This is a genomic window from Streptomyces sp. CC0208, from assembly GCF_003443735.1.
GTDB classification, from domain to species: Bacteria; Actinomycetota; Actinomycetes; order Streptomycetales; family Streptomycetaceae; genus Streptomyces; species Streptomyces sviceus.
The window spans coordinates 7,240,535-7,262,802 of record NZ_CP031969.1; the positions used below are offsets into that span (position 1 = coordinate 7,240,535).

At 71.9% G+C, this 22,268-nt stretch carries 21 protein-coding genes; 15 read left to right on the forward strand and 6 right to left on the reverse strand.

The genetic code is table 11. The features are described from left to right. Nucleotides 1-11: 11 nt before the first annotated feature. Complete coding sequence (locus D1369_RS33240; protein WP_118082776.1) at nt 12-770, forward strand: DUF2510 domain-containing protein; 759 nt, start codon at nt 12-14, stop codon at nt 768-770. 1 nt (nt 771) lies between these two features. Here D1369_RS33240 and D1369_RS33245 read toward each other — a convergent pair whose 3' ends face one another. Further along, nucleotides 772-1,974, reverse strand: a complete 1,203-nt coding sequence (locus D1369_RS33245; RefSeq protein WP_118082777.1) for an amino acid deaminase/aldolase — start codon at nt 1,972-1,974, stop codon at nt 772-774. Nucleotides 1,975-2,245: 271 nt separating this feature from the next. On the opposite strand from D1369_RS33245, the gene D1369_RS44130 reads away from it, so the two are divergent. After that, nucleotides 2,246-4,510, forward strand: a complete 2,265-nt coding sequence (locus tag D1369_RS44130; RefSeq protein WP_240436112.1) for a hypothetical protein — start codon at nt 2,246-2,248, stop codon at nt 4,508-4,510. After that, on the forward strand, nt 4,507-5,691 hold the full coding sequence (gene mycP / locus D1369_RS33260) for a type VII secretion-associated serine protease mycosin (RefSeq protein WP_118082780.1): 1,185 nt from the start codon (nt 4,507-4,509) through the stop codon (nt 5,689-5,691). The genes D1369_RS44130 and mycP overlap by 4 nt, the downstream gene beginning before the upstream one ends. A 15-nt stretch (nt 5,692-5,706) precedes the next feature. On the opposite strand, the gene D1369_RS33265 is transcribed toward mycP, so the two are convergent. Beyond that, complete coding sequence (locus D1369_RS33265) at nt 5,707-6,762, reverse strand: serine hydrolase (protein ID WP_118082781.1); 1,056 nt, start codon at nt 6,760-6,762, stop codon at nt 5,707-5,709. Between the two features lie 150 nt (nt 6,763-6,912). Here D1369_RS33265 and D1369_RS33270 point away from each other — a divergent pair, with 150 nt between their 5' ends. Then, nucleotides 6,913-7,644, forward strand: a complete 732-nt coding sequence (locus D1369_RS33270; RefSeq protein WP_118083161.1) for an SseB family protein — start codon at nt 6,913-6,915, stop codon at nt 7,642-7,644. A gap of 1 nt (nt 7,645) precedes the next feature. On the opposite strand, the gene D1369_RS33275 is transcribed toward D1369_RS33270, so the two are convergent. Further along, nucleotides 7,646-8,020: a DUF1844 domain-containing protein gene (locus D1369_RS33275; protein WP_007380810.1), complete on the reverse strand. Its 375-nt coding sequence runs from the start codon at nt 8,018-8,020 to the stop codon at nt 7,646-7,648. A 370-nt stretch (nt 8,021-8,390) separates the two neighbouring features. On the opposite strand from D1369_RS33275, the gene infC reads away from it, so the two are divergent. The 10 genes from infC (at nt 8,391) to D1369_RS33330 (ending at nt 19,182) form a co-directional block, all read left to right on the forward strand. Then, entirely contained in the window at nt 8,391-9,068 is a 678-nt protein-coding gene (gene infC / locus D1369_RS33285) for a translation initiation factor IF-3 (protein WP_086023193.1), read from the forward strand. Nucleotides 9,069-9,177: 109 nt separating this feature from the next. Further along, nucleotides 9,178-9,372 carry a 50S ribosomal protein L35 gene (gene rpmI, locus D1369_RS33290; RefSeq protein ID WP_003977225.1) on the forward strand — a complete coding sequence of 65 codons (195 nt, stop codon included), beginning with the start codon at nt 9,178-9,180 and terminating at the stop codon, nt 9,370-9,372. Between the two features lie 101 nt (nt 9,373-9,473). Next, the gene (rplT, locus tag D1369_RS33295) at nt 9,474-9,857 is read left to right on the forward strand and encodes a 50S ribosomal protein L20 (RefSeq protein ID WP_007380809.1); all 384 of its coding nucleotides are present in this window, start codon (nt 9,474-9,476) and stop codon (nt 9,855-9,857) included. A gap of 156 nt (nt 9,858-10,013) precedes the next feature. Next, complete coding sequence (locus tag D1369_RS33300) at nt 10,014-10,859, forward strand: RNA methyltransferase (RefSeq protein ID WP_037899363.1); 846 nt, start codon at nt 10,014-10,016, stop codon at nt 10,857-10,859. Between the two features lie 49 nt (nt 10,860-10,908). Then, nucleotides 10,909-12,027 carry an ATP-binding protein gene (locus D1369_RS33305; RefSeq protein WP_007380807.1) on the forward strand — a complete coding sequence of 373 codons (1,119 nt, stop codon included), beginning with the start codon at nt 10,909-10,911 and terminating at the stop codon, nt 12,025-12,027. A gap of 140 nt (nt 12,028-12,167) precedes the next feature. After that, complete coding sequence (pheS, locus tag D1369_RS33310; protein WP_007380806.1) at nt 12,168-13,289, forward strand: phenylalanine--tRNA ligase subunit alpha; 1,122 nt, start codon at nt 12,168-12,170, stop codon at nt 13,287-13,289. Further along, nucleotides 13,289-15,787 carry a phenylalanine--tRNA ligase subunit beta gene (gene pheT, locus D1369_RS33315; RefSeq protein WP_118082782.1) on the forward strand — a complete coding sequence of 833 codons (2,499 nt, stop codon included), beginning with the start codon at nt 13,289-13,291 and terminating at the stop codon, nt 15,785-15,787. Before pheS ends, pheT begins: the two co-directional genes overlap by 1 nt. Nucleotides 15,788-15,959: 172 nt before the next feature. Then, nucleotides 15,960-17,006 carry a PP2C family protein-serine/threonine phosphatase gene (locus D1369_RS33320; RefSeq protein WP_037899362.1) on the forward strand — a complete coding sequence of 349 codons (1,047 nt, stop codon included), beginning with the start codon at nt 15,960-15,962 and terminating at the stop codon, nt 17,004-17,006. A gap of 220 nt (nt 17,007-17,226) precedes the next feature. Continuing rightward, nucleotides 17,227-18,567 carry a hypothetical protein gene (locus tag D1369_RS33325; protein WP_007380803.1) on the forward strand — a complete coding sequence of 447 codons (1,341 nt, stop codon included), beginning with the start codon at nt 17,227-17,229 and terminating at the stop codon, nt 18,565-18,567. A 75-nt stretch (nt 18,568-18,642) separates the two neighbouring features. Then, a complete protein-coding gene (locus D1369_RS33330; protein ID WP_007380802.1) occupies nt 18,643-19,182 on the forward strand; it encodes an NUDIX hydrolase in 540 nt (179 codons plus the stop codon). A gap of 57 nt (nt 19,183-19,239) precedes the next feature. Here the strand turns inward: D1369_RS33330 and D1369_RS33335 are convergent, their stop codons facing one another. Beyond that, a complete protein-coding gene (locus D1369_RS33335) occupies nt 19,240-19,497 on the reverse strand; it encodes a hypothetical protein (protein ID WP_037899360.1) in 258 nt (85 codons plus the stop codon). A gap of 209 nt (nt 19,498-19,706) precedes the next feature. Further along, entirely contained in the window at nt 19,707-20,582 is an 876-nt protein-coding gene (locus D1369_RS33340) for a 3-hydroxybutyryl-CoA dehydrogenase (RefSeq protein ID WP_037903139.1), read from the reverse strand. 181 nt (nt 20,583-20,763) lie between these two features. Between D1369_RS33340 and D1369_RS33345 the strand changes: the two genes are divergently transcribed. Next, a complete protein-coding gene (locus D1369_RS33345; protein WP_037899357.1) occupies nt 20,764-22,026 on the forward strand; it encodes a family 10 glycosylhydrolase in 1,263 nt (420 codons plus the stop codon). Here D1369_RS33345 and D1369_RS33350 read toward each other — a convergent pair. Further along, nucleotides 21,995-22,195, reverse strand: coding sequence for a DUF1918 domain-containing protein (locus D1369_RS33350; protein WP_007380798.1), 201 nt, complete (start codon nt 22,193-22,195; stop codon nt 21,995-21,997). The two genes, D1369_RS33345 and D1369_RS33350, sit on opposite strands and share 32 nt — an antisense overlap. Nucleotides 22,196-22,268: the final 73 nt, after the last annotated feature.

Sequence of the window (22,268 nt, forward strand, 5' to 3'; positions counted from 1 at the left end):
ACAGTGCATCGATGAGCAGGACGCTCCCGCCCGGCTGGTACCCGGACCCCGACGCTCCGCTGCTGGAGCGCTGGTGGAACGGGACCGCCTGGACGGACCACCGGCGCGCCCCCGAGGCCCCCGGCCCGCCACGGGCGGCCGGCCGGGCCGCGGGGCGCGCCAGGGCCGTCGCCCTCACGGCCTGTGGGACCGCCCTCGTCGCCGCGATCGTCAGCGGGGCGTTCGCCCTCGCCCGGGGCGACGGGGACGACGTGGTGGCGGACACGGCACCGACGGTCGCGAGCCCGACGCCCACCACCGCCTCCCCGGCCCCGTCCCGCCTGGTCGACGAACTCGACGGCATCAGCCTGCCGTTGCCGGACGGCTGGGCCCCTTCGAAATACGTCACCCGCGACAACGTCGTGATGACCACCGACGGCGGCAGGGTCTCCACCCGCACCCTGCCCGCCGACTCCGGGCGAGCCCCGGCGGCCCTCGCCCAGCAGGACATCCCGCAGGCCGCCGGCACGTCCTACGGTCGCATCCGCAGCCACCGGGTCGTCAGGTCGGAGCGCGTCGCCGTCGCCGGAGGCGCCGGATACCTGGTGCGCTGGCGCGTGAAGACAGCCCAGGGGCCCGGTGCCTACGTCCAGTCGCTGGCCCTCGCCCCGGACCGCGGCGGCCCCGCCGACACCGTCGTCGTCCGCTTCGCCTTCGACGCGGGTCCGGACGGGCCGCCGCTCACCGACATGGACCGGATCACCGGGGGGATCCGGCCCGTGGAGCGTTGACCTAGAGGAACGTGTGGCCCTCGCCGCGGTACGTCGGCACGGTCGCCGTCACCGCGTCCCCCTCGATCAGATGCAGCCTCTCGAACCGTTCGCACAGCTCACCGGCCTTGGCGTGCCGGAACCACACCTTGTCGCCGAGCAGCAGGTCGTCGGCGGGGGCGCCGAGCAGCGGGGTCTGCACCTCGCCGGGTCCCTCCTGCGGGTCGTACTTCAGCCCCTCCGGCAGATAGGGCACCGGCAGCCGGTCGGGTCCGGCCGCGCCGGACGCCGGGTAGCCGCCGCCGAGCACGGTCACCACGCCCACCCCGGGCCTGCGCACCACGGGCATGGCGAACAGGGCGGCCGGACGCCCGCTGAAGGACGTGTAGTTGTCGAACAGCCTCGGCACGTACAGCCCCGACCCCGCGCCGATCTCCGTGACGGCGTCCTCCGCGGCGGTGTGCTGCACGCTGCCCGTGCCGCCGCCGTTGACGAACTCCAGGTCCGGTACGACGGCCCGCACCGCGCGCACCACGGCGGCGCGGCGCTCGGCCAGTTCCCGGCGGGCGGTGGCCTGCATCAGCCGTACGGCCCGGGAACGCAGCGGCCGTCCGGCGACGGAGTCCCCGACACCGGCGATGTGCCCCTCGTAGGCCATGATCCCCACGACCTGGAACCCGGGACGCCGGGCCACCGCGCGGGCCATCTCGGCGACCTGGGCGGGGGAGTGCAGCGGTGAACGCCGGGCACCGACCCGGACCCGGCCGCCGAGGAGCTTCAGCGAGGTGTCCAACTCCAGGCAGACCCGGATCACTTCGGTGCCGCCCGCGCGGGCACCGTCGATGAAGGCGAGCTGCGCGGGGTCGTCGACCATCACCGTCACGGCGGCGGCGAGCTTGGGATCGGCGGCGAGTTCGGCGTACCCGGCGCGGTCGGCGGAGGGGTAGGCGAGCAGGATGTCGTCGAAACCGCTCCGGGCCAGCCACAGGGACTCGGCGAGGGTGAACGACATGATGCCCGCGAAGCCGTCCTTCGCCAGGACACGTTCCAGCAGGGCCCGGCACCGCACGGACTTGCTGGCGACACGGATGGGTTTGCCCGCCGCCCGGCGTACGAGATCGTCCGCGTTGGCGTCGAAGGCGTCCAGATCCACGATCGCGACGGGGGCGTCGAGATGGGCGGTGGCCCGGTCGTAACGGGCCCGGTCGGCGGCGGGTGCAGTCATGAACGAAGCCTGCCAGACAGGATTACCGCAGGGTAGGGGGACGTTCCGGGCAGATGCCCCCCGGCCTGGCGGACTGGTTCCCGTTCGCCCAGGAACAACCCGTAGAGTGACGCGCACGCACGCAGGGCTGTTCGCCCCCCGTCGCCGCCGCGCCGGGATGCCGGCTCCTCCGTGCGGGTATGCGTGCCCGGACGGAGGTCTTCCACACCGACGACTCCGGCGAGGGCCCGCTCACGACCGAACGGCCCGGACATGAGGAAACGGGGGGTGCATGAGCACCGAAGCACGCCGCGCCTCGATTCCTCCACGCCCGACGACCCCACCGCGGCCGGCCCAGCCGCCGGCGACGGGCGAGGGCGGGATCGGCTCCGAGTCGTCCGGGGAGCCGGGACGACGGGAGACCGGTGAGCCGGTCGAGCGAGCGATGGTCGACCCGGACGGACGGATGAACGACGGCGGCTCCGACTGGCAGGCGTTCGGCGAGCGGAACCGACGGGGCCCAGGGACGGCGGCACGGCCGACGTTCGGCGGGTTCGACTGGCAGGACCCGCGCGAGACGGACGGCCCTGTGCCGGGCCCCGCGCAGGGGCGCGAGTCCGCGGAGGCCGGCCGGGAGACGCGGCAAGGGGTCGGCGACTCCGGCCGCACGTTCTTCGGGAGTGCCGGTGCGGGCCGACAGGACGTCGGCGGTACGGCACCCCGCGGGCTCGGCGACATGAGCGCGGGACGGCCGCCCATACGCACGACGCACGGCACCGACCCGGCTTCGACGCCGGCCCGCGACAAGGCACACGGCACGTCGGACTCCGGTAGGACCGACGGGGACGGTCCCGGCAACCGGGCCACCTCGACGCCTGCGGGCACCTCCGGCGCAGCGGCCCAGCCCCGTATCGGCTCGGGCTCCGGCCCCCAGGAGCCTCCCCGCCCGAGAGCGCCGTACCCCGGCAGCATCCCGCCCCCACCCCCGGCCTCGGCCCGCTTCCCCGACACCCCACCGGCCTCCGGCGGCGCGGAGTCCAGCACGGACGCAGGCCGCCGTGGAGGGCCCGCAGGCAGCCCCACGCCGGGTGACAGGACATCGCGGCCCGGCCCTGTGACGCCCGTGCCGTCGTCCAGGCCCGAGACCGACACGTCCCCGCCGCCCCCCACCCCCCGCCGGCCCGCCCCCGGTCCGATGCCGCCCGCTGCGAGCGCCGGGAACCGCGCTCCGGGTGCTCGGCCGCGTCCGGCGAGCCGGACTCCGGAGTCCTACGGGCCGAGCGCCGGCGGCACTTCCGCGTCGCCCGCCACGAACCCGGGCATGGCCGCCCCCGGCCCGATGCCGCCCGCTTCCGGTGCCCGGTCGCGCGGGACGGACACCGGGAGTGCGTCCGTGCCGCCCCGGCCGAGGACTCGGCCCACCGTCCCTCCGCGTCGTACCGGCGCCCCCGCCGAGGCCGCCTCGGAACCGACCTTCCGGATGCGACCCGCTCCGACGGCCGGGGACGGCCGTACGGGGGCGGCGTCCGCGGCCCGGGAGGGGTCCGGCGGCACCGCCGTACCGCCCATGCCCGACGCCCGCCCCGGATTCCCGCCGCGCCCCACGCGTGAGGCGCCGGTCTCCGGTGCCCCGGGTACGCCTCCGCGGCCCACGACACCGCCGCGGACCGCCTCCTTCACCCCCGACCCCGCTCTCTCCTGGAGCGCCGCCCTGCCCCCGCATGACGGAACTCCCGCCAACGGGCGGCCTGTTGTGTCGTTCGGTGAGCCCGAGGTCGGTTACAAGGAGCGGTCGTGGGGGGTGCGGATTCCTCCCCGGATCGTCGCCGTGGCCGCGTGCGTCGTGCTCGGACTCGGGCTCATCGGCGGTGCCGTGACCGGGAGCTGGCTGATCGGGGGCTCCGGGGACGAGGGCGGTGGCGACACCTTCACCCAGGCCGGCGAGCTGTGGCACAGCGTGCCCGTCGACCGGCTGTTCCCGCCGACCGTGGACGGCCAGGGCGCCGGGCCCGGCGGGGCGGACCGCACCTGGACGCGGATCGCCGTCGCCCCGGACAGCGGCTGCAAGGACGCCTTCGACCCCCTGCTGCGCAAGGCCCTCGCCCCCGTCGGCTGCGAACGGCTCCTGCGCGCCACCTACACGGACGCCACCCAGAGCTACGTCACCACCGTCGGCCTCCTCTTCACCGACGCCGACGCCACCGCCATGCGCGACCTCGACACCCGCTTCACCCGGGAGGGCCTGGCCTCCCGCACCGACCTGATGCCCCTCCCGTACGCCGCGAAGAACACCCTCGCGGCAGGGTTCGGCGCCGGGCAGCGGGCCTCCTGGACGATCTCCGTCCTCACCGACGCCCCCGTCGTCGCCTACGCCGTCTCCGGCTGGGCGGACGGCCGTACGGTCGACACCCCGGAACCCGCCGAGAAGGCCATGGAGTCCGGCGACACCACCCCCGCCGCCCAGGCCGGCCTCGGCAACGAGGCACAGGGCCTGGCCGACCGCGTCGAACGGGCCCTGCGCAAGACGGTCACCTCGCCCCCGGAGCAGTCCTCATGAGCGTCAGCACCCGCAGGGCAGGTCTCCTGAGCGTCCTCCTCGCCGCCTCCGTCGCCCTCGTCCCGCCCACCGCCGCGCACGCCGACGGCATCCGCGCCAAACAGTGGGCCCTGGACGCCATGCACACCCAGCAGGCCTGGCAGACCACCAAGGGTGCCGGCGTCACCGTCGCCGTCCTGGACACCGGCGTCGAGAACGACCACCCCGACCTCGTCGGCAACGTCCTCACCGGCAAGGACATGATCGGCTTCGGCGCCACCCGCGGTGACCGCTCCTGGGCCCGGCACGGCACCGCCATGGCCGGCATCATCGCCGGTCACGGACACGGCGTCGGCAACGGCGACGGGGTCATGGGCATCGCCCCCGAGGCGAAGATCCTCCCCGTCCGCGTGATCCTCGAGGACGGCGACCCGGCCCGCGCCAAGGCCCGCAACACCCGCGGCAACGCCCTCGCGGAGGGCATCCGCTGGGCCGCCGACCACGGCGCCGACGTCATCAACCTCTCCCTCGGCGACGACTCCGCCTCCGCGCACCCCGAGGCCGGCGAGGACGACGCCGTCCAGTACGCCCTCAGGAAGGGCTCAGTCGTCGTCGCCTCGGCGGGCAACGGCGGCGAGAAGGGCGACCACATCTCCTACCCGGCCGCCTACCCGGGCGTCATCGCCGCGACCGCCGTCGACAAGTTCGGCACCCGTGCCTCCTTCTCCACCCGACGCTGGTACGCCACGGTCGCGGCCCCCGGCGACGACGTGGTCATCGCCGACCCCGACCACAAGTACTACGAGGGGTGGGGGACCAGCGCCGCCTCCGCGTTCGTCTCGGGCGCGGCCGCCCTCGTCAAGGCCGCCCACCCCGACCTGACGCCCGCGCAGATCAAGCGCCTCCTGGAGGACACGGCCCGCAACGCCCCCGCGGGCGGCCGCGACGACTCCCGGGGCTTCGGCTTCATCGACCCCGCGGCGGCGCTGAAGGCGGCGGACCGGCTGAAGCCGCAGGGCCTGCAGCCGGCCTCCTACGGCGAGAAGTACTTCGGCCCGGGACCGGACACCGCCAAGTCGGAGGAGCACATGGCGAGTTGGGTGGCCCCGCTGGCGGGCGGCCTGGGTGTGGCCCTGCTGATCGCCGCGGTGTTCCTGTGGCGCGGCCGCCGCGGGCCCCGTCGGTCCTACGAGGGCTTCTGAGGCGGATCCGAAGCCTCAGCGAGCCGCCGCACTCGTGGCGTTCGCCGAGGCCGAGGCCGACGCGTCTCCGGCCGTGAACACCGACACCGCCGCCTTCGCCGCCGCCTCCACCAGCGAAATCCCCTTCGCCTGAGTGGAGTTGCCGTTCGACAGCACGGCCACCAGATACGCGCGGCCGTCCACCGACACCCGTCCGATGCTGTTGACGTCCCACAGCCCGGTCGTACTGCGCGGCAGCCACCCGTTCTTCAGCGCCCAGCCGGACCCGTCGGCCGCCGCCGACACCCCCCACTGCTGATCGGCCTCTATCCGCCCCATCAGTCCCTGAACGTACGACCGCGAGGCCTCGCTCAGCTTCGAGTCGTCCCCGAACACCTGCTGGAGCAAGATGAGTTGGTCGGCGGCCGTGGTCAAGGTCAGCCCCCACAACGCCCCGTCGCCGCCCTCCGTACCGGTCAGCCCGAACGTCTCGTTGGCGGCGTCGAGCCCCGCGGCCCTCCCGATGGCGTCCCACAGCGCGGACGCCGAGGCGTTGTCGCTGTTCTCGATCATCGTCGTCGCGTACGCCTTCTCCCGCGCGCTCAACCGCGTGCCCGCCTCCTGGTGCCGCAGCAGCAGCGCCGCCAGGATGTCGACCTTCACGATGCTCGCCGTGTCGAAGGCGCCGTCGCCGTGGACCGCGCTGTCGCCCGACTCCAGGTCGAGCACCGCCGTCGAGACCTTCTGCTCGCCCGTCACGCCCACCGACGTCATGGCGTCGGCCAGCCGCTCGTCGAGATCCACCACGGGTTCCGCCATGGCCGCCTCCTCAGTCGTGGTCGCCGACGAGGACGAGACCGCCGGCGTCGCCGCCGACGAGGACGAGACCGCCGGCGTCGCCGCCGACGAGGACGAGACCGCCGGCGTCGCCGCCGACGATACGACGGTGCTCCCGGAGTGCGCCCGCGCCTTCACGTACACCGTCCCGCCGGCCGTGGCACCGACGACGGTGACGCAGGCCAGCGCGGTGTACATCAACGGCCGTCGCGGGAACCTGCGGGCGCGGCGTCTGGCGGCTCTGGAGGACTCCATGGCGCCGATCGTCGGGCCGTCGACTGTGCGGGCCGTTAGACGGACGTTAGAGCTGTGTCAGCGAACTCTGAGAAACCCGTGAAAGCCGTCACGGGCACGTTTCCGGGCCCGCACAACCGCAACAGCAAGCCCCCTATAGGGTCGGTGACCGTGGCGAACAAGAACATTCCCGACCCTGGCTTCTCCGACGACGACGGCTCCGCCGATCCCCGGCTGAGCGCGGCGCTCGCCGCCTGGGCCGAGGACCGCGCCGCCGTGGGCCCCGTCCTGGAGGCCCTTGAGGGAGCCCGGCTGCTCGTGCCCGTGGTGGCCGTGCTCGGCGAGGTCGAGGAGGACGAGAACGGGCTGCGCCGCGAGAAGACCAGTGACATGGCCGTCCCCACCCTCAAGGCCGGATCGCGGACCGCCCTGCCGGCCTTCACCTCCACCGACTCGCTGGCCCGCTGGGACCCCGAGGCCCGCCCCGTCGCCGTACCCCTGCACCAGGCGCTGCAGGCCGCCGCGCACGAGAAGGCCGACACGGTCGTCCTGGACCTGGCGGGCCCGGTGCCCTTCGAGCTGACCGGTCCCGCGCTGCTCGCGCTAGCCGAGGGCCGTGTGAGCGCCGACCCGCTGGCCGACCCGGCCGTGATCGGGGCCGTACGGGACGCCGTGGCCGCCGAGCCCGCCGTGCTCCGCGCCCATCTCGGGCCGGGGCAGGCCGACGGCACCCTGGCCCTCGTGCTGGAGCCGTCCGCGACGCCCGCGGACGCCGCACGGGCCGTCGCCGAGCGCCTCGCCGCCGACGAGACACTGAGGGCCCGCCTGGTGCGCGGCCTCGACCTGGCAGTCCTGCCGGCCGGGGCCACGCCGCCGGGCGAGCCCTTGTACGTACGGGGATGACCTAGCCGTAGATCGGCCCGGTGTACTTCTCGCCGGGGCCCTGGCCCGGCTCGTCCGGGACCAGGGACGCCTCGCGGAAGGCCAGCTGGAGGGATTTCAGGCCGTCCCGCAGCGGGGCCGCGTGGAAGGAGCTGATCTCCGTCGCGCTCCCGTCCAGCAGGCCGGCGAGGGCGTGGATCAGCTTGCGGGCCTCGTCCAGGTCCTTGTACTTGTCGCCCTCCTCGGTCAGACCGAGCTTCACGGCGGCGGCGCTCATCAGGTTGACCGCGACCGTCACGATCACCTCGACGGCGGGGACCTCGGCGATGTCGCGGGTCATCTCGTCGAAGTCGGGGGAGCCGGGGGCGTCGGCAGACGGGGGAGGGGTGTCACTCATGGCCCCCACGATAGGGCCCGGTGCAGGCCGGTTCGCACCACCCCCTCGATGCTGCTAACCTTGTGTGACGACCGGCCGGACACGCCTGTGTGTAAGTGTGACCGGCCCACAAGTGGAGGCTCCGATCTCCCACCCGACCGCCCTCCGGGACGGCGGGTCACCCCGGTCAGGCGGCCCCCATCGTTCCGTACGGACGATGGAGTCGCCCGAAAGCGCGCCCCGCGGCATCGCGGCGGTGCTCCGGCAGTGTTTGGAGCCCCGTCTGTGATCGTCCGGGGCATTTTTTGTGCTTCGGCGCGGTTAGGTCTGACGAAAATGACATACGCGGCTGTCCGCCAGACCGCCGTGTGGTGCTAACCGAGGAGGATCCATCAGCGCCGAGCCCCGCATCAACGACCGGATTCGCGTTCCAGAGGTGCGACTTGTCGGTCCCAGTGGCGAGCAGGTGGGCATCGTCCCCCTGGCCAAGGCACTGGAGCTTGCGCAGGAGTACGACCTGGACCTGGTCGAGGTGGCGGCAACCGCCCGTCCGCCTGTGTGCAAGCTCATGGACTACGGGAAGTTCAAGTACGAGTCGGCCATGAAGGCCCGTGAGGCGCGCAAGAACCAGGCGCACACGGTCATCAAGGAGATGAAGCTCCGGCCGAAGATCGACCCGCACGACTATGACACCAAGAAGGGTCACGTCGTCCGGTTCCTCAAGCAGGGCGACAAGGTCAAGATCACGATCATGTTCCGTGGTCGCGAGCAGTCCCGGCCCGAGCTGGGCTACCGACTGCTGCAGCGTCTCGCGGAGGACGTCCAGGACCTCGGGTTCATCGAGTCGAACCCGAAGCAGGACGGCCGAAACATGATCATGGTTCTCGGTCCGCACAAGAAGAAGACCGAGGCGATGGCCGAGGCCCGCCAGGCGCAGGAAGCCCGCAAGGCAGACGCGAAGGCCAACCCCGGCAAGTCGCAGAACGCCGCGGAGTCCGACGAGGACGAGGCCGGCATCGAGACCGACGTCGAGGTCGAGACCCCGGCAGAGGCTTCCGCCGAGGCGTGATCCCGGGGGACGCGAGTCCCCAGGACCCAACCGATACAAGAGCGACGCTCACAGTGCCCGGTTTCAGGACCGGGCACCGGAGCGCCACCGACGAGGAGAGAACGGCGCTATGCCGAAGAACAAGTCGCACAGCGGTGCCAGCAAGCGCTTCAAGATCACCGGCTCCGGCAAGGTGCTGCGCGAGCGCGCCGGCAAGCGCCACCTGCTCGAGCACAAGTCGTCCCGCGTGACGCGTCGCCTCACCGGCAACGCCGAGATGGCCCCGGGCGACGCCGCGAAGATCAAGAAGCTTCTCGGCAAGTGACGTACGCGGCGCCCTGCCTGAGCGCCGCACGTCTGGACCGGGACCCAATCGATACCGGGCCGTGTGAGTCCAACCACGGCCCCGCTACAAGGAGTTAACAAGTGGCACGCGTCAAGCGGGCAGTCAACGCCCACAAGAAGCGCCGGGCGATCCTCGAGGCGGCCTCCGGCTACCGCGGTCAGCGTTCGCGCCTGTACCGCAAGGCCAAGGAGCAGGTCACCCACTCGCTGGTCTACAACTACAACGACCGCAAGAAGCGCAAGGGCGACTTCCGTCAGCTGTGGATCCAGCGCATCAACGCCGCTGCCCGCGCCAACGGCATCACGTACAACCGCTTCATCCAGGGTCTGAAGGCCGCGAACATCGAGGTCGACCGCAAGATCCTGGCCGAGCTGGCCGTCAACGACGCGACCGCCTTCGCGGCGCTCGTCGAGGTCGCCCAGAAGGCGCTGCCGGCGGACGTGAACGCCCCCAAGGCCGCGTGACGCCGCGCTGGCTCTAGGCCGACGTGACTTGATGGACCCGTGGGCCCTGTGCCTGCGGGTCCGTTGCGTTGAGTGGCGGGGTGGGTGCGGCACCGCCGGCTTCCGCCCTCGTGGTTGATCGCCGTTGCGGCGGAAAGTTGGTTGAAAGTGAGCGCGATGCCCCCGGTTGCCCCCGAGCTGATCTCCCCCCGTTCCCCCCGCGTCTCCGCCGCCCGGCGGCTCGCCAAGCGGAACTTCCGGGGGAAGGAGCGGCTGTTCCTGGCCGAGGGACCGCAGGCCGTGCGGGAGGCCGCCGGGCACGGGCTGGTCGAGCTGTTCGCCACCGTGGAGGCGGCCGAACGCTACGCCGACATCATCGGAGAGGCCCGGGCCGTGCAGGCCCGCGTGCACCTCGCCGCCGAGGACGTCATCGCCGACATCTCGACGACCGTCACCCCGCAGGGGCTCGTCGGGATCTGCCGGTTCCTCGACACCCCCTTCGAGGAGATCCTCGCCGCCCGGCCGAAGCTCGTCGCCGTGCTCGCGAACGTACGGGACCCCGGGAACGCCGGCACCGTCCTGCGCTGCGCCGACGCCGCCGGAGCCGAGGCGGTCGTCCTGACCGACGCGTCCGTCGATCTCTACAACCCCAAGGCCGTACGGGCGTCGGTGGGCTCCCTCTTCCACCTGCCGGTCGCCGTGGGCGTGCCCGTGGAGGAGGCCGTCGAGGGGCTCAGGCGGGCCGGTGTGCGCATTCTCGCCGCGGACGGGGCCGGCACCGACGACCTCGACGCCGAGCTCGACAAGGGCACGATGGGCGGGCCGACCGCCTGGGTGTTCGGCAACGAGGCCTGGGGGCTCCCGGAGGAGACCCGCGCACTCGCGGACGCCGTGGTGCGCGTCCCGATCCACGGGAAGGCCGAGAGCCTGAACCTCGCCACCGCCGCCGCCGTATGTCTCTATGCGTCAGCCCGTGCACAGCGCGCCTCCGGAGGGTGCCGCTCCGTCACCGAGAACCAGTAAGGTGACCAGCTCGGGGGCCCCTCAGACGCCTGAGAGGTGGGGTGCGGGGATGAGTGTCGGCACGAGGAGCGCGCGTGGCGTGTCCGAGGCCTGTGCCGGTGGTCCCGCCGAGCTCGGCATCGATCCCGACCAGCTGCCCGACGGCCTCGTCGTCGCGGACGAGCAGGGCCGCGTGATCTGCTTCAACGCCGCCGCTGCCCGGATCACCGCCCTGAGCGCCGAGGACGCCCTCGGACAGCGGCTGGAGAAGGCCCTTCCGTTAGAGGACCTGGAGGGGCGGCGCTGGTGGCAGCTGACCGATCCCTACGGCGGTCTCGCGATCCGCAGGCGACAGCCCGAGCGGAACCTGCTGCTGCCGGGCGGCCGTGAGGTCCTGGTCTCCGCGCAGTACGTGCGCACCGAGCCCACCGGACCCGTCCACCGTGTCGTGGTCGGTCTGCGCGACACCGAGGCCCGTCGCCGCACCGAGCGCAGCCACGCCGAGCTGATCGCCACCGTCGCCCACGAGCTGCGCTCCCCGCTCACCTCCGTCAAGGGCTTCACCGCGACCCTCCTCGCCAAGTGGGAGAGGTTCACCGACGACCAGAAACGGCTGATGCTGGAGACCGTCGACGCGGACGCCGACCGGGTCACCCGCCTCATCGCCGAGCTGCTCGACATCTCCCGCATCGACTCCGGACGCCTTGAGGTGCGCCGCCAGCCCGTCGACATCGGCGCCGCCGTCGGACGACACATCCAGGCCTACGTCGCCGCCGGCCTCGCCGCCGACCGGTTCCTGCTGCGCCTGGAGCAGCCGCTGCCCATGCTGTGGGCCGACCCCGACAAGATCGACCAGGTGCTCAGCAACCTGCTCGAAAATGCGGTGCGGCACGGCGAGGGAACCGTCACCATTGCCATCACGCCCACGGCGTCCCCCCGCGAGGACGAGGACACCGGCACGTCGGTCACGGTGAGCGACGAGGGTCCCGGCATCCCGGAGGAGTCCATGAACCGCGTCTTCACCCGCTTCTGGCGGGGCAGCAAGCGCGGTGGCACCGGCCTCGGGCTCTACATCGTCAAGGGCATCGTCGAGGCCCACGGCGGCACCATCACGGTCGGCCGCGGCCCCCAGGGCGGCGCCGAGTTCCGATTTACGTTGCCCGTGAGCGCTCCGGCCTATCTGACCTGAGCCGCCCGCGGGCGCATGCGTACATCCCCGCCCCGTTAGACTCGGCCTTTGGCACCCATGTGTCCCATGGACGGCCCTCTGACCTCTGAGTGAGTCGGTGACGGGGACCTTCAGCCAGCCAATCGGAAGCACGGGAAGAGATGTCGGCACCGAACAAGTCGTACGACCCTGTAGAGGTCGAGGCCCTGAAACCGGAAGAGATCGAGCGCATGCGGGAAGAGGCGCTCGCCGCCTTCGCCGCAGCGGGCTCCCTCGACGCGCTCCAGGAGGCCAAGGTCGCCCACACCGGGGGCGCCTCCCCGCTGGCCCTCGCCAACCGCGAGATCGGCGCCCTGCCCCCGCACGCCAAGGCCGCCGCCGGCAAGCTGGTCGGTCAGGCCCGCGGCGCGGTGAACAAGGCCCTCGCCGCCCGCCAGGCGGAGCTGGAGGCCGAGCGTGACCAGCGGGTGCTGGTCGAGGAGGCGGTGGACGTCACACTGCCGTACGACCGCGTACCGGCCGGCGCCCGCCACCCGCTCACCACGCTCTCCGAGCGCATCGAGGACGTCTTCGTGGCCATGGGCTACGAGGTCGCTGAAGGCCCCCAGGTCGAGGCCGAGTGGTTCAACTTCGACGCGCTCAACATCGGCCCGGACCACCCGGCCCGCGGTGAGCAGGACACCTTCTTCGTCGAGGGCCCGGAAGGCGGCACCGAGTCCGGTGTCGTGCTGCGCACCCACACCTCGCCCGTGCAGATCCGCTCGCTGCTCAGCCGTGAGCTGCCGGTCTACGTGATCTGCCCCGGTGTCGTCTACCGCACCGACGAGCTGGACGCCACGCACACCCCGGTCTTCCGCCAGGTCGAGCTGCTTGCCGTCGACGAGGGCCTGACCATGGCCGACCTCAAGGGCACCATGGACCACATGGTCCAGGCCCTGTTCGGCGAGGGCATGAAGACCCGGCTGCGCCCGAACTTCTTCCCCTTCACCGAGCCGTCCGCCGAGATGGACATGGTGTGCTACGTCTGCCGCGGCGAGTCCGTCGGCAACCCCGACCGTCCCTGCCGTACCTGCTCCTCGGAGGGCTGGATCGAGCTGGGCGGCTGCGGGATGGTCAACCCCAAGGTGCTGACCGCCTGTGGCGTGGACCCGCAGAAGTACAGCGGCTTCGCCTTCGGGTTCGGCATCGAGCGGATGCTGATGTTCCGCCACAACGTCGAGGACATGCGAGACATGGTCGAGGGTGACGTCCGGTTCACCCGGCCGTTCGGGATGGAGATCTGATGCGGGTCCCGCTTTCTTGGCTGCGGGAGTACGTCGACCTGCCGGCGACCGAAACCGGCCGTGACGTCCAGGCCAAGCTCGTTTCCGCAGGGCTTGAGGTCGAGACCGTCGAGCACCTCGGCGCCGACCTCAAGGGCCCCCTGGTCGTCGGCCAGGTGCTGACCATCGAGGAGCTGGAGGGCTTCAAGAAGCCGATCCGCTTCTGCACGGTCGACGTCGGCCAGGCCAACGGCACCGGCGAGCCCCAGGAGATCGTCTGCGGCGCCCGGAACTTCGCCGTCGGAGACAAGGTCGTGGTCGTGCTCCCGGGCGCCACGCTGCCCGGCGGCTTCTCGATCTCCGCCCGCAAGACCTACGGCAAGACCTCGCACGGCATGATCTGCTCCGGCGACGAGCTGGGCATGGGCGACGACGGCAGCCACGGCATCATCGTGCTGCCGCCCGAGACCGAGGTCGGCAAGGACGCCATCGAGCTCCTGGAACTGGTCGACGAGGTCCTGGACATCGCCGTCACCGCCAACCGCGGCGACTGCCTGTCCATCCGCGGTGTGGCCCGCGAGGCCGCCATCGCCTACGGCCTCCCGCTGCGCGACCCCGCGCTCCTCGACGTCCCGGGCCCGAACGCCTTCGGCTACCCGGTCCAGGTCTCCGACCCGTTCGGCTGCGATCGCTTCACCGCGCGCACCGTCACCGGTCTGAGCCCCGAGGCCCGCTCCCCGCTGTGGCTGCAGCGCCGGCTCCAGAAGGTCGGCATGCGCCCGATCTCGCTCGCCGTCGACGTCACCAACTACGTGATGATGGAGCTCGGCCAGCCGCTGCACGCCTACGACCGCTCCCTGGTCCAGGGCACCATCGGGGTGCGCCGGGCCGAGGAGGGCGAGCGGATCAAGACCCTCGACGGCGTCGAGCGCAAGCTGCACGCCGAGGACCTGGTCATCACGGACGAACGCGGCCCGATCGGTCTCGCGGGTGTCATGGGCGGCGCCAACACCGAGATCGCCGACCACGCCGAGGGTGAAGGCACCACCGACGTCGTCATCGAGGCGGCCCACTTCGACGCGGTCTCCATCGCGCGTACGGCCCGCCGCCACAAGCTGTCCTCCGAGGCGTCCCGGCGCTTCGAGCGCGGTGTCGACCCGCAGGCCGCCGCCGCTGCCGCGCAGCGCACGGTCGACCTGCTGGTGCTGCTCGCGGGCGGCACCGCCGAGGCCGGTGTCACCGAGGTCACCGCTCCGTCGGCCCCGCACACCATCAGCGTCCCGGCGGACCACCCCGACAAGGTCGCCGGTGTCTCCTACGGCCGCGAGACCGTCGTACGGCGTCTCCAGGAGGTCGGCTGCGACGTGTACGGGCAGGACGAGCTGATCGTCACCGTGCCGTCCTGGCGTCCCGACCTCCAGGAGATCAACGACCTGGCCGAAGAGGTCATCCGTCTGGAGGGCTACGAGAACCTGCCCTCCACGCTGCCCAGGCCGCCGGCCGGGCGTGGCCTGACCCACCGCCAGCGGCTGCACCGCCGGGCCGGGCGGGTGCTGGCCGGTGCCGGGTACGTCGAGGCGCCGAACTACCCCTTCGTGAGCGAGCAGGTCTTCGACCAGCTCGGCCTGGAGGCCGACGACCCGGCCCGCCGGGTCGTCAGGCTGACGAACCCGCTCAACGACGAGGAGCCCGCGCTGCGGACCTCGCTGCTGCCGGGTCTCCTCGGGGCGCTGCGGCGCAACGACGGGCGGGGCTCCCACGACCTGGCGCTGTTCGAGACCGGGCTGGTCTTCCTGCCGCGCTCGGAGCAGCGGGTCGCCGCGGTGCTGCCGGTCGACCGGCGTCCCACGGACGCCGAGATCGCCGAACTGGACGCCGCTCTGCCGGAGCAGCCGCGGCACGTGGCCGTGGTGCTCGCCGGGGCGCGCGAGCAGGCCGGCTGGTGGGGCAGGGGCCGTCCGGCCGACTGGGCCGACGCGGTCGAGGCCGGTCGCCTGGTCGCGCGTGAGGCCGGGGTCGAACTGGTCGTGCGGGGCGGTCAGTACGGGCCGTGGCACCCCGGGCGCTGTGCCGAGTTCGTGGTCGGCGACACCGTCGTCGGTCATGCCGGTGAGCTGCATCCGCGCGTCGTGAAGGCCTTCGGGCTGCCCGCCCGCACCTGCGCGATGGAGCTGGACCTGGACGTCCTGGAGGCGGCCGGCGACGACACCCCGCAGGCGCCGAACATCTCCACGTTTCCGGTGGCCACGCAGGATGTCGCCCTGGTCGTCGACAAGTTCGTGCCGCACGCCGAGGTCGAGGCCGCGCTGCGTGAGGGTGCGGGCGAACTCCTCGAGGGCATCCGGCTGTTCGACGTGTACGAGAACGAGGAGCAGCTGGGTGACGGGCGGAAGTCGCTGGCGTACGCATTGCGCTTCCGTGCGGGTGACCGGACGCTGACGGTCGACGAGGCTTCTGCGGCTCGGGACGCGGCGGTCGCCCTTGCGGGCGAGCGGACCGGGGCGGTGCTGAGGGCCTAGTCGCCGGGGGGCTGCGGGCTGCGCCCGCATGCCCCATATCCGGTCACCTCACTCGATAGGGTGAGTTCTCCCGGCGATCTGGCCCTTTTGGTCCATGCGCTCGACAGAATCGGACCGGCCTTTCGAGGCCGGTCCGATTGCGTGTGCAGGGCCTAGTTGGGGGGCCATCGGCATGATGTCCATCAAGGCTGCGGTTCCCCGGGCGGGGTCGCTGCGCCGTGTCCTCTCGATGGGGCTCCCCACCATGTGGGGTGCCGTGGCCGTCACGTACAAGCTGACCTGTCCGCTCGCGCAGCAGAACGGCCTGGGCGCGCGGGTCGCCACCAGTGCCGTGTTCTTCGCGGTGGGCACCGGACTGATCGTCCATGTCAGGCGCGCTCTGCTGCGGGAACTCCGGCAGGCCCGTCACGTCGCGGGCGCCGCCCAGGGCGTGCTGCTGCGGCCGTTGCCTCCGCGGATCGACGGGCTCAGCGTGGCCGCGGCCCAGATGTCCGCCGACCGGGGCGCCACCATCGGCGGGGACCTGTACGAGGCCGTCGCCACCGAACACGGCGTACGGGTGGTCATGGGCGACGTCCGGGGCCACGGCCTCGCCGCCATCGGTACGGCCGCGGCGGTTCTCGGCAGCTTCCGCGAGGCCGTCCACGACGAGCCCGAACTCGGGGGAGTGCTGCGCAGACTGGACCGTGCGCTCGCCCGGCACCTGCGCGAGCGCGCCGAACGGGACGGCACGGCCGCGGAGGAGTTCGTGACCGTGCTGCTCCTGGAGATAGGCGAGGACGGCGAGCTGCGCGCACTGAACTGCGGTCACCCGTGGCCGTACTTGCTCAGTGGCTCAGCGGTCGAGCCACTGTCCTGCGAGGAACCGCTGCCGCCGCTCGGGCCGTTCCCGCTGCCGGGCGACTTGACCGGGTCACAGTGCGGCCACCTGTTGCCGAGCGACACCCTGGTCCTGCACACGGACGGCGCCGAAGACGCCAGGGACGCTCATGGCCGGTTCTTTTCTCTGGCCGAATCCCTGCAGGGGGCCGCGGAAGCCCCACCTCAGGCGGTATTGGGCAGGGTCTTCACGGCGTTACTGGACCACACGGGCGGCACACCGAAGGACGACGTGGCCTTACTGGTCCTTCGGAACGACCGCCAGCACAAACGCCCTTCAGGGGCGCGGGGAACCGCGCGGCCGACCACCACGAACCCGCAGCCGACAACGCACCTCTAGCGGCACCCCGGATGTCGCCCCCGTCAAGCCGCCGGCCAGGCCACCGCACTGTACGAGGGGGAGCCGGCGGCCCGGCCGTCCTCTTGCGAGGCATTTCAGTCAACCGGGTGGAAACTCTCCGCAACAGTGCGCGCACGCTGCGGATTCGAGCACTCCGTTCACACCCCGTGTGAAGGCGGACCCACTAATCTGACGGCACCGAGCCACCCGGGGGGCACAGATGCAGCCCAACACTCTGCTCGACGCGATCCTTGACGAAGCCGGGATCTCGCATGCCGGGCTTGCCGCACATGTGAACCAGGCCGGGAGGGCGCGCGGTCTCGCGCTCAGGTACGAACACACCGCCGTGGCGCGGTGGTTGAAGGGCCAGCGCCCGCGCGGCCAGGTGCCCGACCTGATCTGCGAGGTGCTCGCGCGCCGGCTCCAGCGTCCCGTGACCCTCGACGACATCGGCCTCGGCGTGCCCGGCGAACCGTCCGCCCCGCACGGCACCTCCCTGTCCGGCTTCGTCGAGCGGGCCACCGCCCTGTGGCGCTCCGACGAACAGCAGCGCCCGCACATCCTGGGCGCCCCAGCGGTCACCGGCACACCCGCCGTCATGCCCGTCTGGGAGTGGGAGAACCCGCCCGAGGACGTCGACGTCTCCCGCGGTGGCCGGCACCGGGTCACCCGCGCCGACATCGAGATGCTCCGCGCCGCCCGCACCCACTACGAGCAGATGTACCGCAAGGCCGGCGGCATCGCGACCCGCACCCGGATCGTCGGATTCCTCAACGCCGAGGCCGCCCCGCTGCTGCGCGGCAGCTACACCGACGAGACGGGCCGCCAACTGCACCGCGCCACCGGCGGCCTGGTCGCGGTCGCCGGGATCTGCGCCTACGACTCCGACGCGCACGGTCTCGCCCAGCGCTACTTCCACCAGGCCCTCAGGCTCGCCAAGGCCAGCGGCGACCGGGGTCTCGGCGCGTACGTCATCGCGCTGCTGGTCAACCAGTCCCTGTTCATGCGGGAGTACCGCCAGGCCGTCGCCTTCGCCGAGGCCGCGCTGCGGGCCGCGGGCAAGCACATCACCCCGGCGCTCGCCTGCGATCTCTACGCGATGCAGGCCAAGGCGTACGCCCACCTCGGCGACGGCACGACCGCGCTGTCCTGCATCCGGCGGGCCGAGCAGGCCGCCGAACGCATCCGGCGCGGACACGAGCCGGACGAGACCGGCTATGTCCAGCCGGGCCTCGTCAACGTCCAGGTGGCGGAGGCGCTTCTCAGTCTCGGCGAACTCGCGGCAGCGGCCGCGCACGCGGCGGCCGCCGTCGACAACCCGGCCCACGACCGGGGCCGGGTGCACCGGCTCGCCATGCTCAGCACGATCGAACTGCGTCAGGGGAACACCGACAAAGCGGTGGCCACCGCCGTGCAGATGGCGGAACAGGCCCGGGGAATGGAGTCCCAGCGCCTGCGCGACAGGCTCAGAGCGGTGCGCGAACACCTGGTCCGGAGCGGCTGCGCGGGCACGTCCGAGGCAGCCGAACTGATCGACGGCGCACTGCGCGTGCCCCTGTAGGCCGGCACACGGACGCCGACACCCCACAGTCCCTGCTGCGATATTGCCACTTACTCGACGGAAGGTGGCAGAACCGTGCAGTGGGCAAAACAGAACGAACAAACTGTGTATGAAAACCGCTGGTTCAGCGTCAATCTCGCCGATGTCGAGCTGCCGGACGGCCGGCATCTCGACCACTTCCTGATACGGCTGCGGCCCGTCGCCGTCGCCACGGTGGTGAACGAGGCCAACGAGGTCCTGCTGCTGTGGCGCCACCGCTTCATCACCGACAGCTGGGGCTGGGAACTCGCCGCGGGTGTGGTCGAGGACGGCGAGGACATCGCCGTCGCGGCCGCCAGGGAACTCGAGGAAGAGACCGGCTGGCGACCGGGGCCGCTCCAGCACCTCATGAGCGTGGAGCCCTCCAACGGGCTCACCGACGCCCGGCACCACATCTACTGGGCCGACGAGGGCGAGTACATCGGGCACCCCGTGGACGACTTCGAGTCCGACCGCCGGGAATGGGTCCCCCTGAAACTCGTTCCCGACATGGTCGCCCGTGGGGAGGTCCCGGCCGCCAACATGGCGGCCGCGTTACTCCTGTTGCATCATCTGAGGCTCGGTCAGGACACCTAGGGCCTGATCCACCGGACAGGCCCCTGCCCTGATCCCCCACCCGGGTGTCCCGAAGCCTCAGCGACCGAGGGCCTGCCAGATCGCCACGACGAGCGCGCCCGCGGCGGTGATCGCCGAGATCGCGGGAAGTGGCCAGCGGGCGTGCTCCAGGGCGATGATCCGTGCGCTCAGATCGTCGATCTCCTTGTCCGTCTCCTCCGTACGGTGACTGAGCAGAGCGAGACCTCCCTCGACACGTGCGTACGCGACATCGAGGCGGCGTCGTAACTCTGCGAGTTCTCCATGGACCACGGGATGCTCCGGGTCGGCGGTCACGGGTCCGCTCCTTTCCGTAGTCGTCACATCCCTTGCATGCGCATGAAGAGTCAACTCGCCTGGTGGGTGCGTGGGGAGAGTGTGCGACAGGCATATGCGGGCCCGGCGCGCACACGGTGTGTGAATGACATGGGCCCGGCACTCCCAGAGTGCCGGGCCCATGTTCGTAGCACTGTGTAATCAGCACCCTGGAACGGACAGGGTGCGGGTCAGCCGTAGGTGTAGAACCCCGAGCCGGACTTGCGGCCCAGCCGGCCCGCGTCGACCATGCGCTGGAGCAGCGGGGGAGCGGCGTACAGCGGTTCCTTGTACTCCTCGTACATCGAGAAGGCGACCGAGGCGACGGTGTCCAGTCCGATCAGGTCGGACAGCTTCAGGGGGCCCATCGGGTGGGCACAGCCCAGCTCCATGCCGTTGTCGATGTCCTCGCGGCTCGCGATGCCCGACTCGAACATCCGGATCGCGGACAGGAGATACGGGATCAGCAGCGCGTTGACCACGAAGCCGGAGCGGTCCTGGGCGCGGATCGCGTGCTTGCCGAGGAGCTTCTCGGCGAACTGCTGGGCGCGGGCCAGGGTGTCCTCGGAGGTGGTGAGCGCCGGGATCAGCTCGACGAGCTTCTGCACCGGGGCCGGGTTGAAGAAGTGGATGCCGACGACCTGGTCGGGCCGCGAGGTGGCGACCGCCAGCCTGACCAGCGGGATGGAGGAGGTGTTGGAGGCCAGGATCGCGTCCGGGCGGGTCACCACCTGGTCGAGCACCTGGAAGATCTCGGTCTTCACCTGCTCGTTCTCCACGACGGCCTCGATGACCAGATCGCGGTCCGCGAACTCGCCGAGGTCGGTGGTGAAGGAGAGCCGGGCCTGCGTGGCCGCCAGCTCCTCCGCGCTGATCTTGCCGCGTTCGGCGGCCTTGGTCAGGGAGTTGAACAGCCGGGTACGGCCGATCTCCAGGGCCTCGCCGGTGGTCTCGGCGACCTTCACGTCCAGACCGGCGCGGGCGCACACCTCGGCGATGCCCGCCCCCATCTGGCCGCAGCCCACCACTCCGACACGTGCGATGTCTCCGGCCGGGAAGTCCGTCACTTCGTCCCTTTCGCTGATCTTCACCTGGTGGCAGGCCGGCGGTGGCCGGATCCTGCTCCGTTCGAGCACGTTACTCCCAAGTATCGATGATCGATCGTCTGGGTCCGGCATCGTTCGGGCATTCTGGGGCGCGGAGACGATCCGTGACCGAGCGGATCCGTGGTGTAGGGGGAGTGTGCACATGGGACGTCTGTCGCGCCGGGCCTTCGCGCTGGCCGCGCTGTCCACCCTGACGACGGCCTCGGGAGCGGCCGCCGCGCCGGGCCGCCCGAGGAGGCGGGGCGCGACCGGGATGCGGGGCGTGTGGCTGGCCACCGTGTCCAACCGGGACTGGCCGTCGAAGCCCGGGCTGACCGCCGCACAGCAGCGCGCTGAGCTGATCGCCCACCTCGACCGGGTGGCCGCGGACCGGCTGAACGCGGTGATGTTCCAGGTACGGCCCACCGCCGACGCCCTGTGGCCCTCGCCGTACGAGCCGTGGTCGCAGTACCTCACCGGGACGCAGGGCAAGAACCCCGGCTGGGACCCGCTCGGCACCGCCGTCGCCGAGGCACACCGGCGGGGCCTGCAACTGCACGCCTGGTTCAACCCGTACCGCATCGCCAACCATGCCGACCCGACGAGGCTGGTCGCCTCGCACCCCGCGCGCATCCACCCGGACTGGGTGGTGCCGTACGGCGGGAAGCTCTACTACAACCCCGGACTGCCCGAGGTCCGCGCCTTCGTCCAGGACGCGATCCTCGACGCGGTGCACAAGTACCCGGTGGACGCGGTCCACTTCGACGACTACTTCTACCCGTATCCGGTGGCCGGCCAGACCTTCGACGACGACGCGGCCTACGACGCGTACGGCGGCGACTTCCCGAACCGGGCCGACTGGCGGCGGGACAACATCGACAAGCTGGTCCTGGAGACCGCGGCCCGCATCAAGCGGGTCCGGCCCACCGCACAGTTCGGCATCAGCCCCTTCGGCGTGTGGCGCAACGCGGCCACCGACCCGCTCGGCTCGGACACGCGCGCGGGGGTGCAGTCGTACGACGACAACTTCGCGGACACCCGCAAGTGGGTGCGCGAGGGCTGGATCGACTACCTCGTGCCGCAGCTGTACTGGAACATCGGCTTCGCCGCCGCCGACTACGCCGAACTGGTGCCCTGGTGGGCGGAGCAGGCGCGGGGGAGCAGGACCGAGCTGTACCTCGGCGAGGCGCTCTACAAGGCGGGGGACCCCGCGCAGCCCGCGGCCTGGCAGGACCCCGCGGAGCTGTCCCGGCATCTCACGTTCGCACGCGAGTACGCGCAGGTGCGCGGGCATGTCTTCTTCGCGGCGAAGGAGCTCGCCTCCGACCGGATCGGGGCGATGGCGCGGGTGGTCGCCGACCACTACCGGGAGCCGGCGGGTCCCCCGCGCCGGGTCACCGGCCGGTCTGCTGGAAGCGGTGCCTGATCTCGGTGTCGGGGCCGGGTGAGCACACGCCTTCGTGCCCGTCCTCGAAGCGGACGCGGTACGGAGGGGTGCCCTCCTGACCCATCACCTCGACGATCTCGCCGACCTTGTCCTGCTGTCCGACCACCCTGCCGTGCTGGACAAGCTGGTCGCCCACGGTTGCACGCATCGTCTGGGGCCTCCTCACCAAGTGCGGGAGCAGCGGTCCGTGGCCCGATTTTACGGCGCGGGGCCCGTTGGGA

What these genes read in the sequence shown, in the direction of transcription:
- D1369_RS33240 (WP_118082776.1), top strand. Translation starts at nt 12, where the DNA reads ATGAGCAGGACGCTCCCGCCCGGCTGGTACCCGGACCCCGACGCTCCG.
- D1369_RS33245 (WP_118082777.1), bottom strand. Translation starts at nt 1,974, where the DNA reads ATGACTGCACCCGCCGCCGACCGGGCCCGTTACGACCGGGCCACCGCC.
- D1369_RS44130 (WP_240436112.1), top strand. Translation starts at nt 2,246, where the DNA reads ATGAGCACCGAAGCACGCCGCGCCTCGATTCCTCCACGCCCGACGACC.
- mycP (WP_118082780.1), top strand. Translation starts at nt 4,507, where the DNA reads ATGAGCGTCAGCACCCGCAGGGCAGGTCTCCTGAGCGTCCTCCTCGCC.
- D1369_RS33265 (WP_118082781.1), bottom strand. Translation starts at nt 6,762, where the DNA reads ATGGAGTCCTCCAGAGCCGCCAGACGCCGCGCCCGCAGGTTCCCGCGA.
- D1369_RS33275 (WP_007380810.1), bottom strand. Translation starts at nt 8,020, where the DNA reads ATGAGTGACACCCCTCCCCCGTCTGCCGACGCCCCCGGCTCCCCCGAC.
- rpmI (WP_003977225.1), top strand. Translation starts at nt 9,178, where the DNA reads ATGCCGAAGAACAAGTCGCACAGCGGTGCCAGCAAGCGCTTCAAGATC.
- D1369_RS33300 (WP_037899363.1), top strand. Translation starts at nt 10,014, where the DNA reads ATGCCCCCGGTTGCCCCCGAGCTGATCTCCCCCCGTTCCCCCCGCGTC.
- D1369_RS33305 (WP_007380807.1), top strand. Translation starts at nt 10,909, where the DNA reads ATGAGTGTCGGCACGAGGAGCGCGCGTGGCGTGTCCGAGGCCTGTGCC.
- pheS (WP_007380806.1), top strand. Translation starts at nt 12,168, where the DNA reads ATGTCGGCACCGAACAAGTCGTACGACCCTGTAGAGGTCGAGGCCCTG.
- pheT (WP_118082782.1), top strand. Translation starts at nt 13,289, where the DNA reads ATGCGGGTCCCGCTTTCTTGGCTGCGGGAGTACGTCGACCTGCCGGCG.
- D1369_RS33320 (WP_037899362.1), top strand. Translation starts at nt 15,960, where the DNA reads ATGATGTCCATCAAGGCTGCGGTTCCCCGGGCGGGGTCGCTGCGCCGT.
- D1369_RS33325 (WP_007380803.1), top strand. Translation starts at nt 17,227, where the DNA reads ATGCAGCCCAACACTCTGCTCGACGCGATCCTTGACGAAGCCGGGATC.
- D1369_RS33345 (WP_037899357.1), top strand. Translation starts at nt 20,764, where the DNA reads ATGGGACGTCTGTCGCGCCGGGCCTTCGCGCTGGCCGCGCTGTCCACC.
- D1369_RS33350 (WP_007380798.1), bottom strand. Translation starts at nt 22,195, where the DNA reads ATGCGTGCAACCGTGGGCGACCAGCTTGTCCAGCACGGCAGGGTGGTC.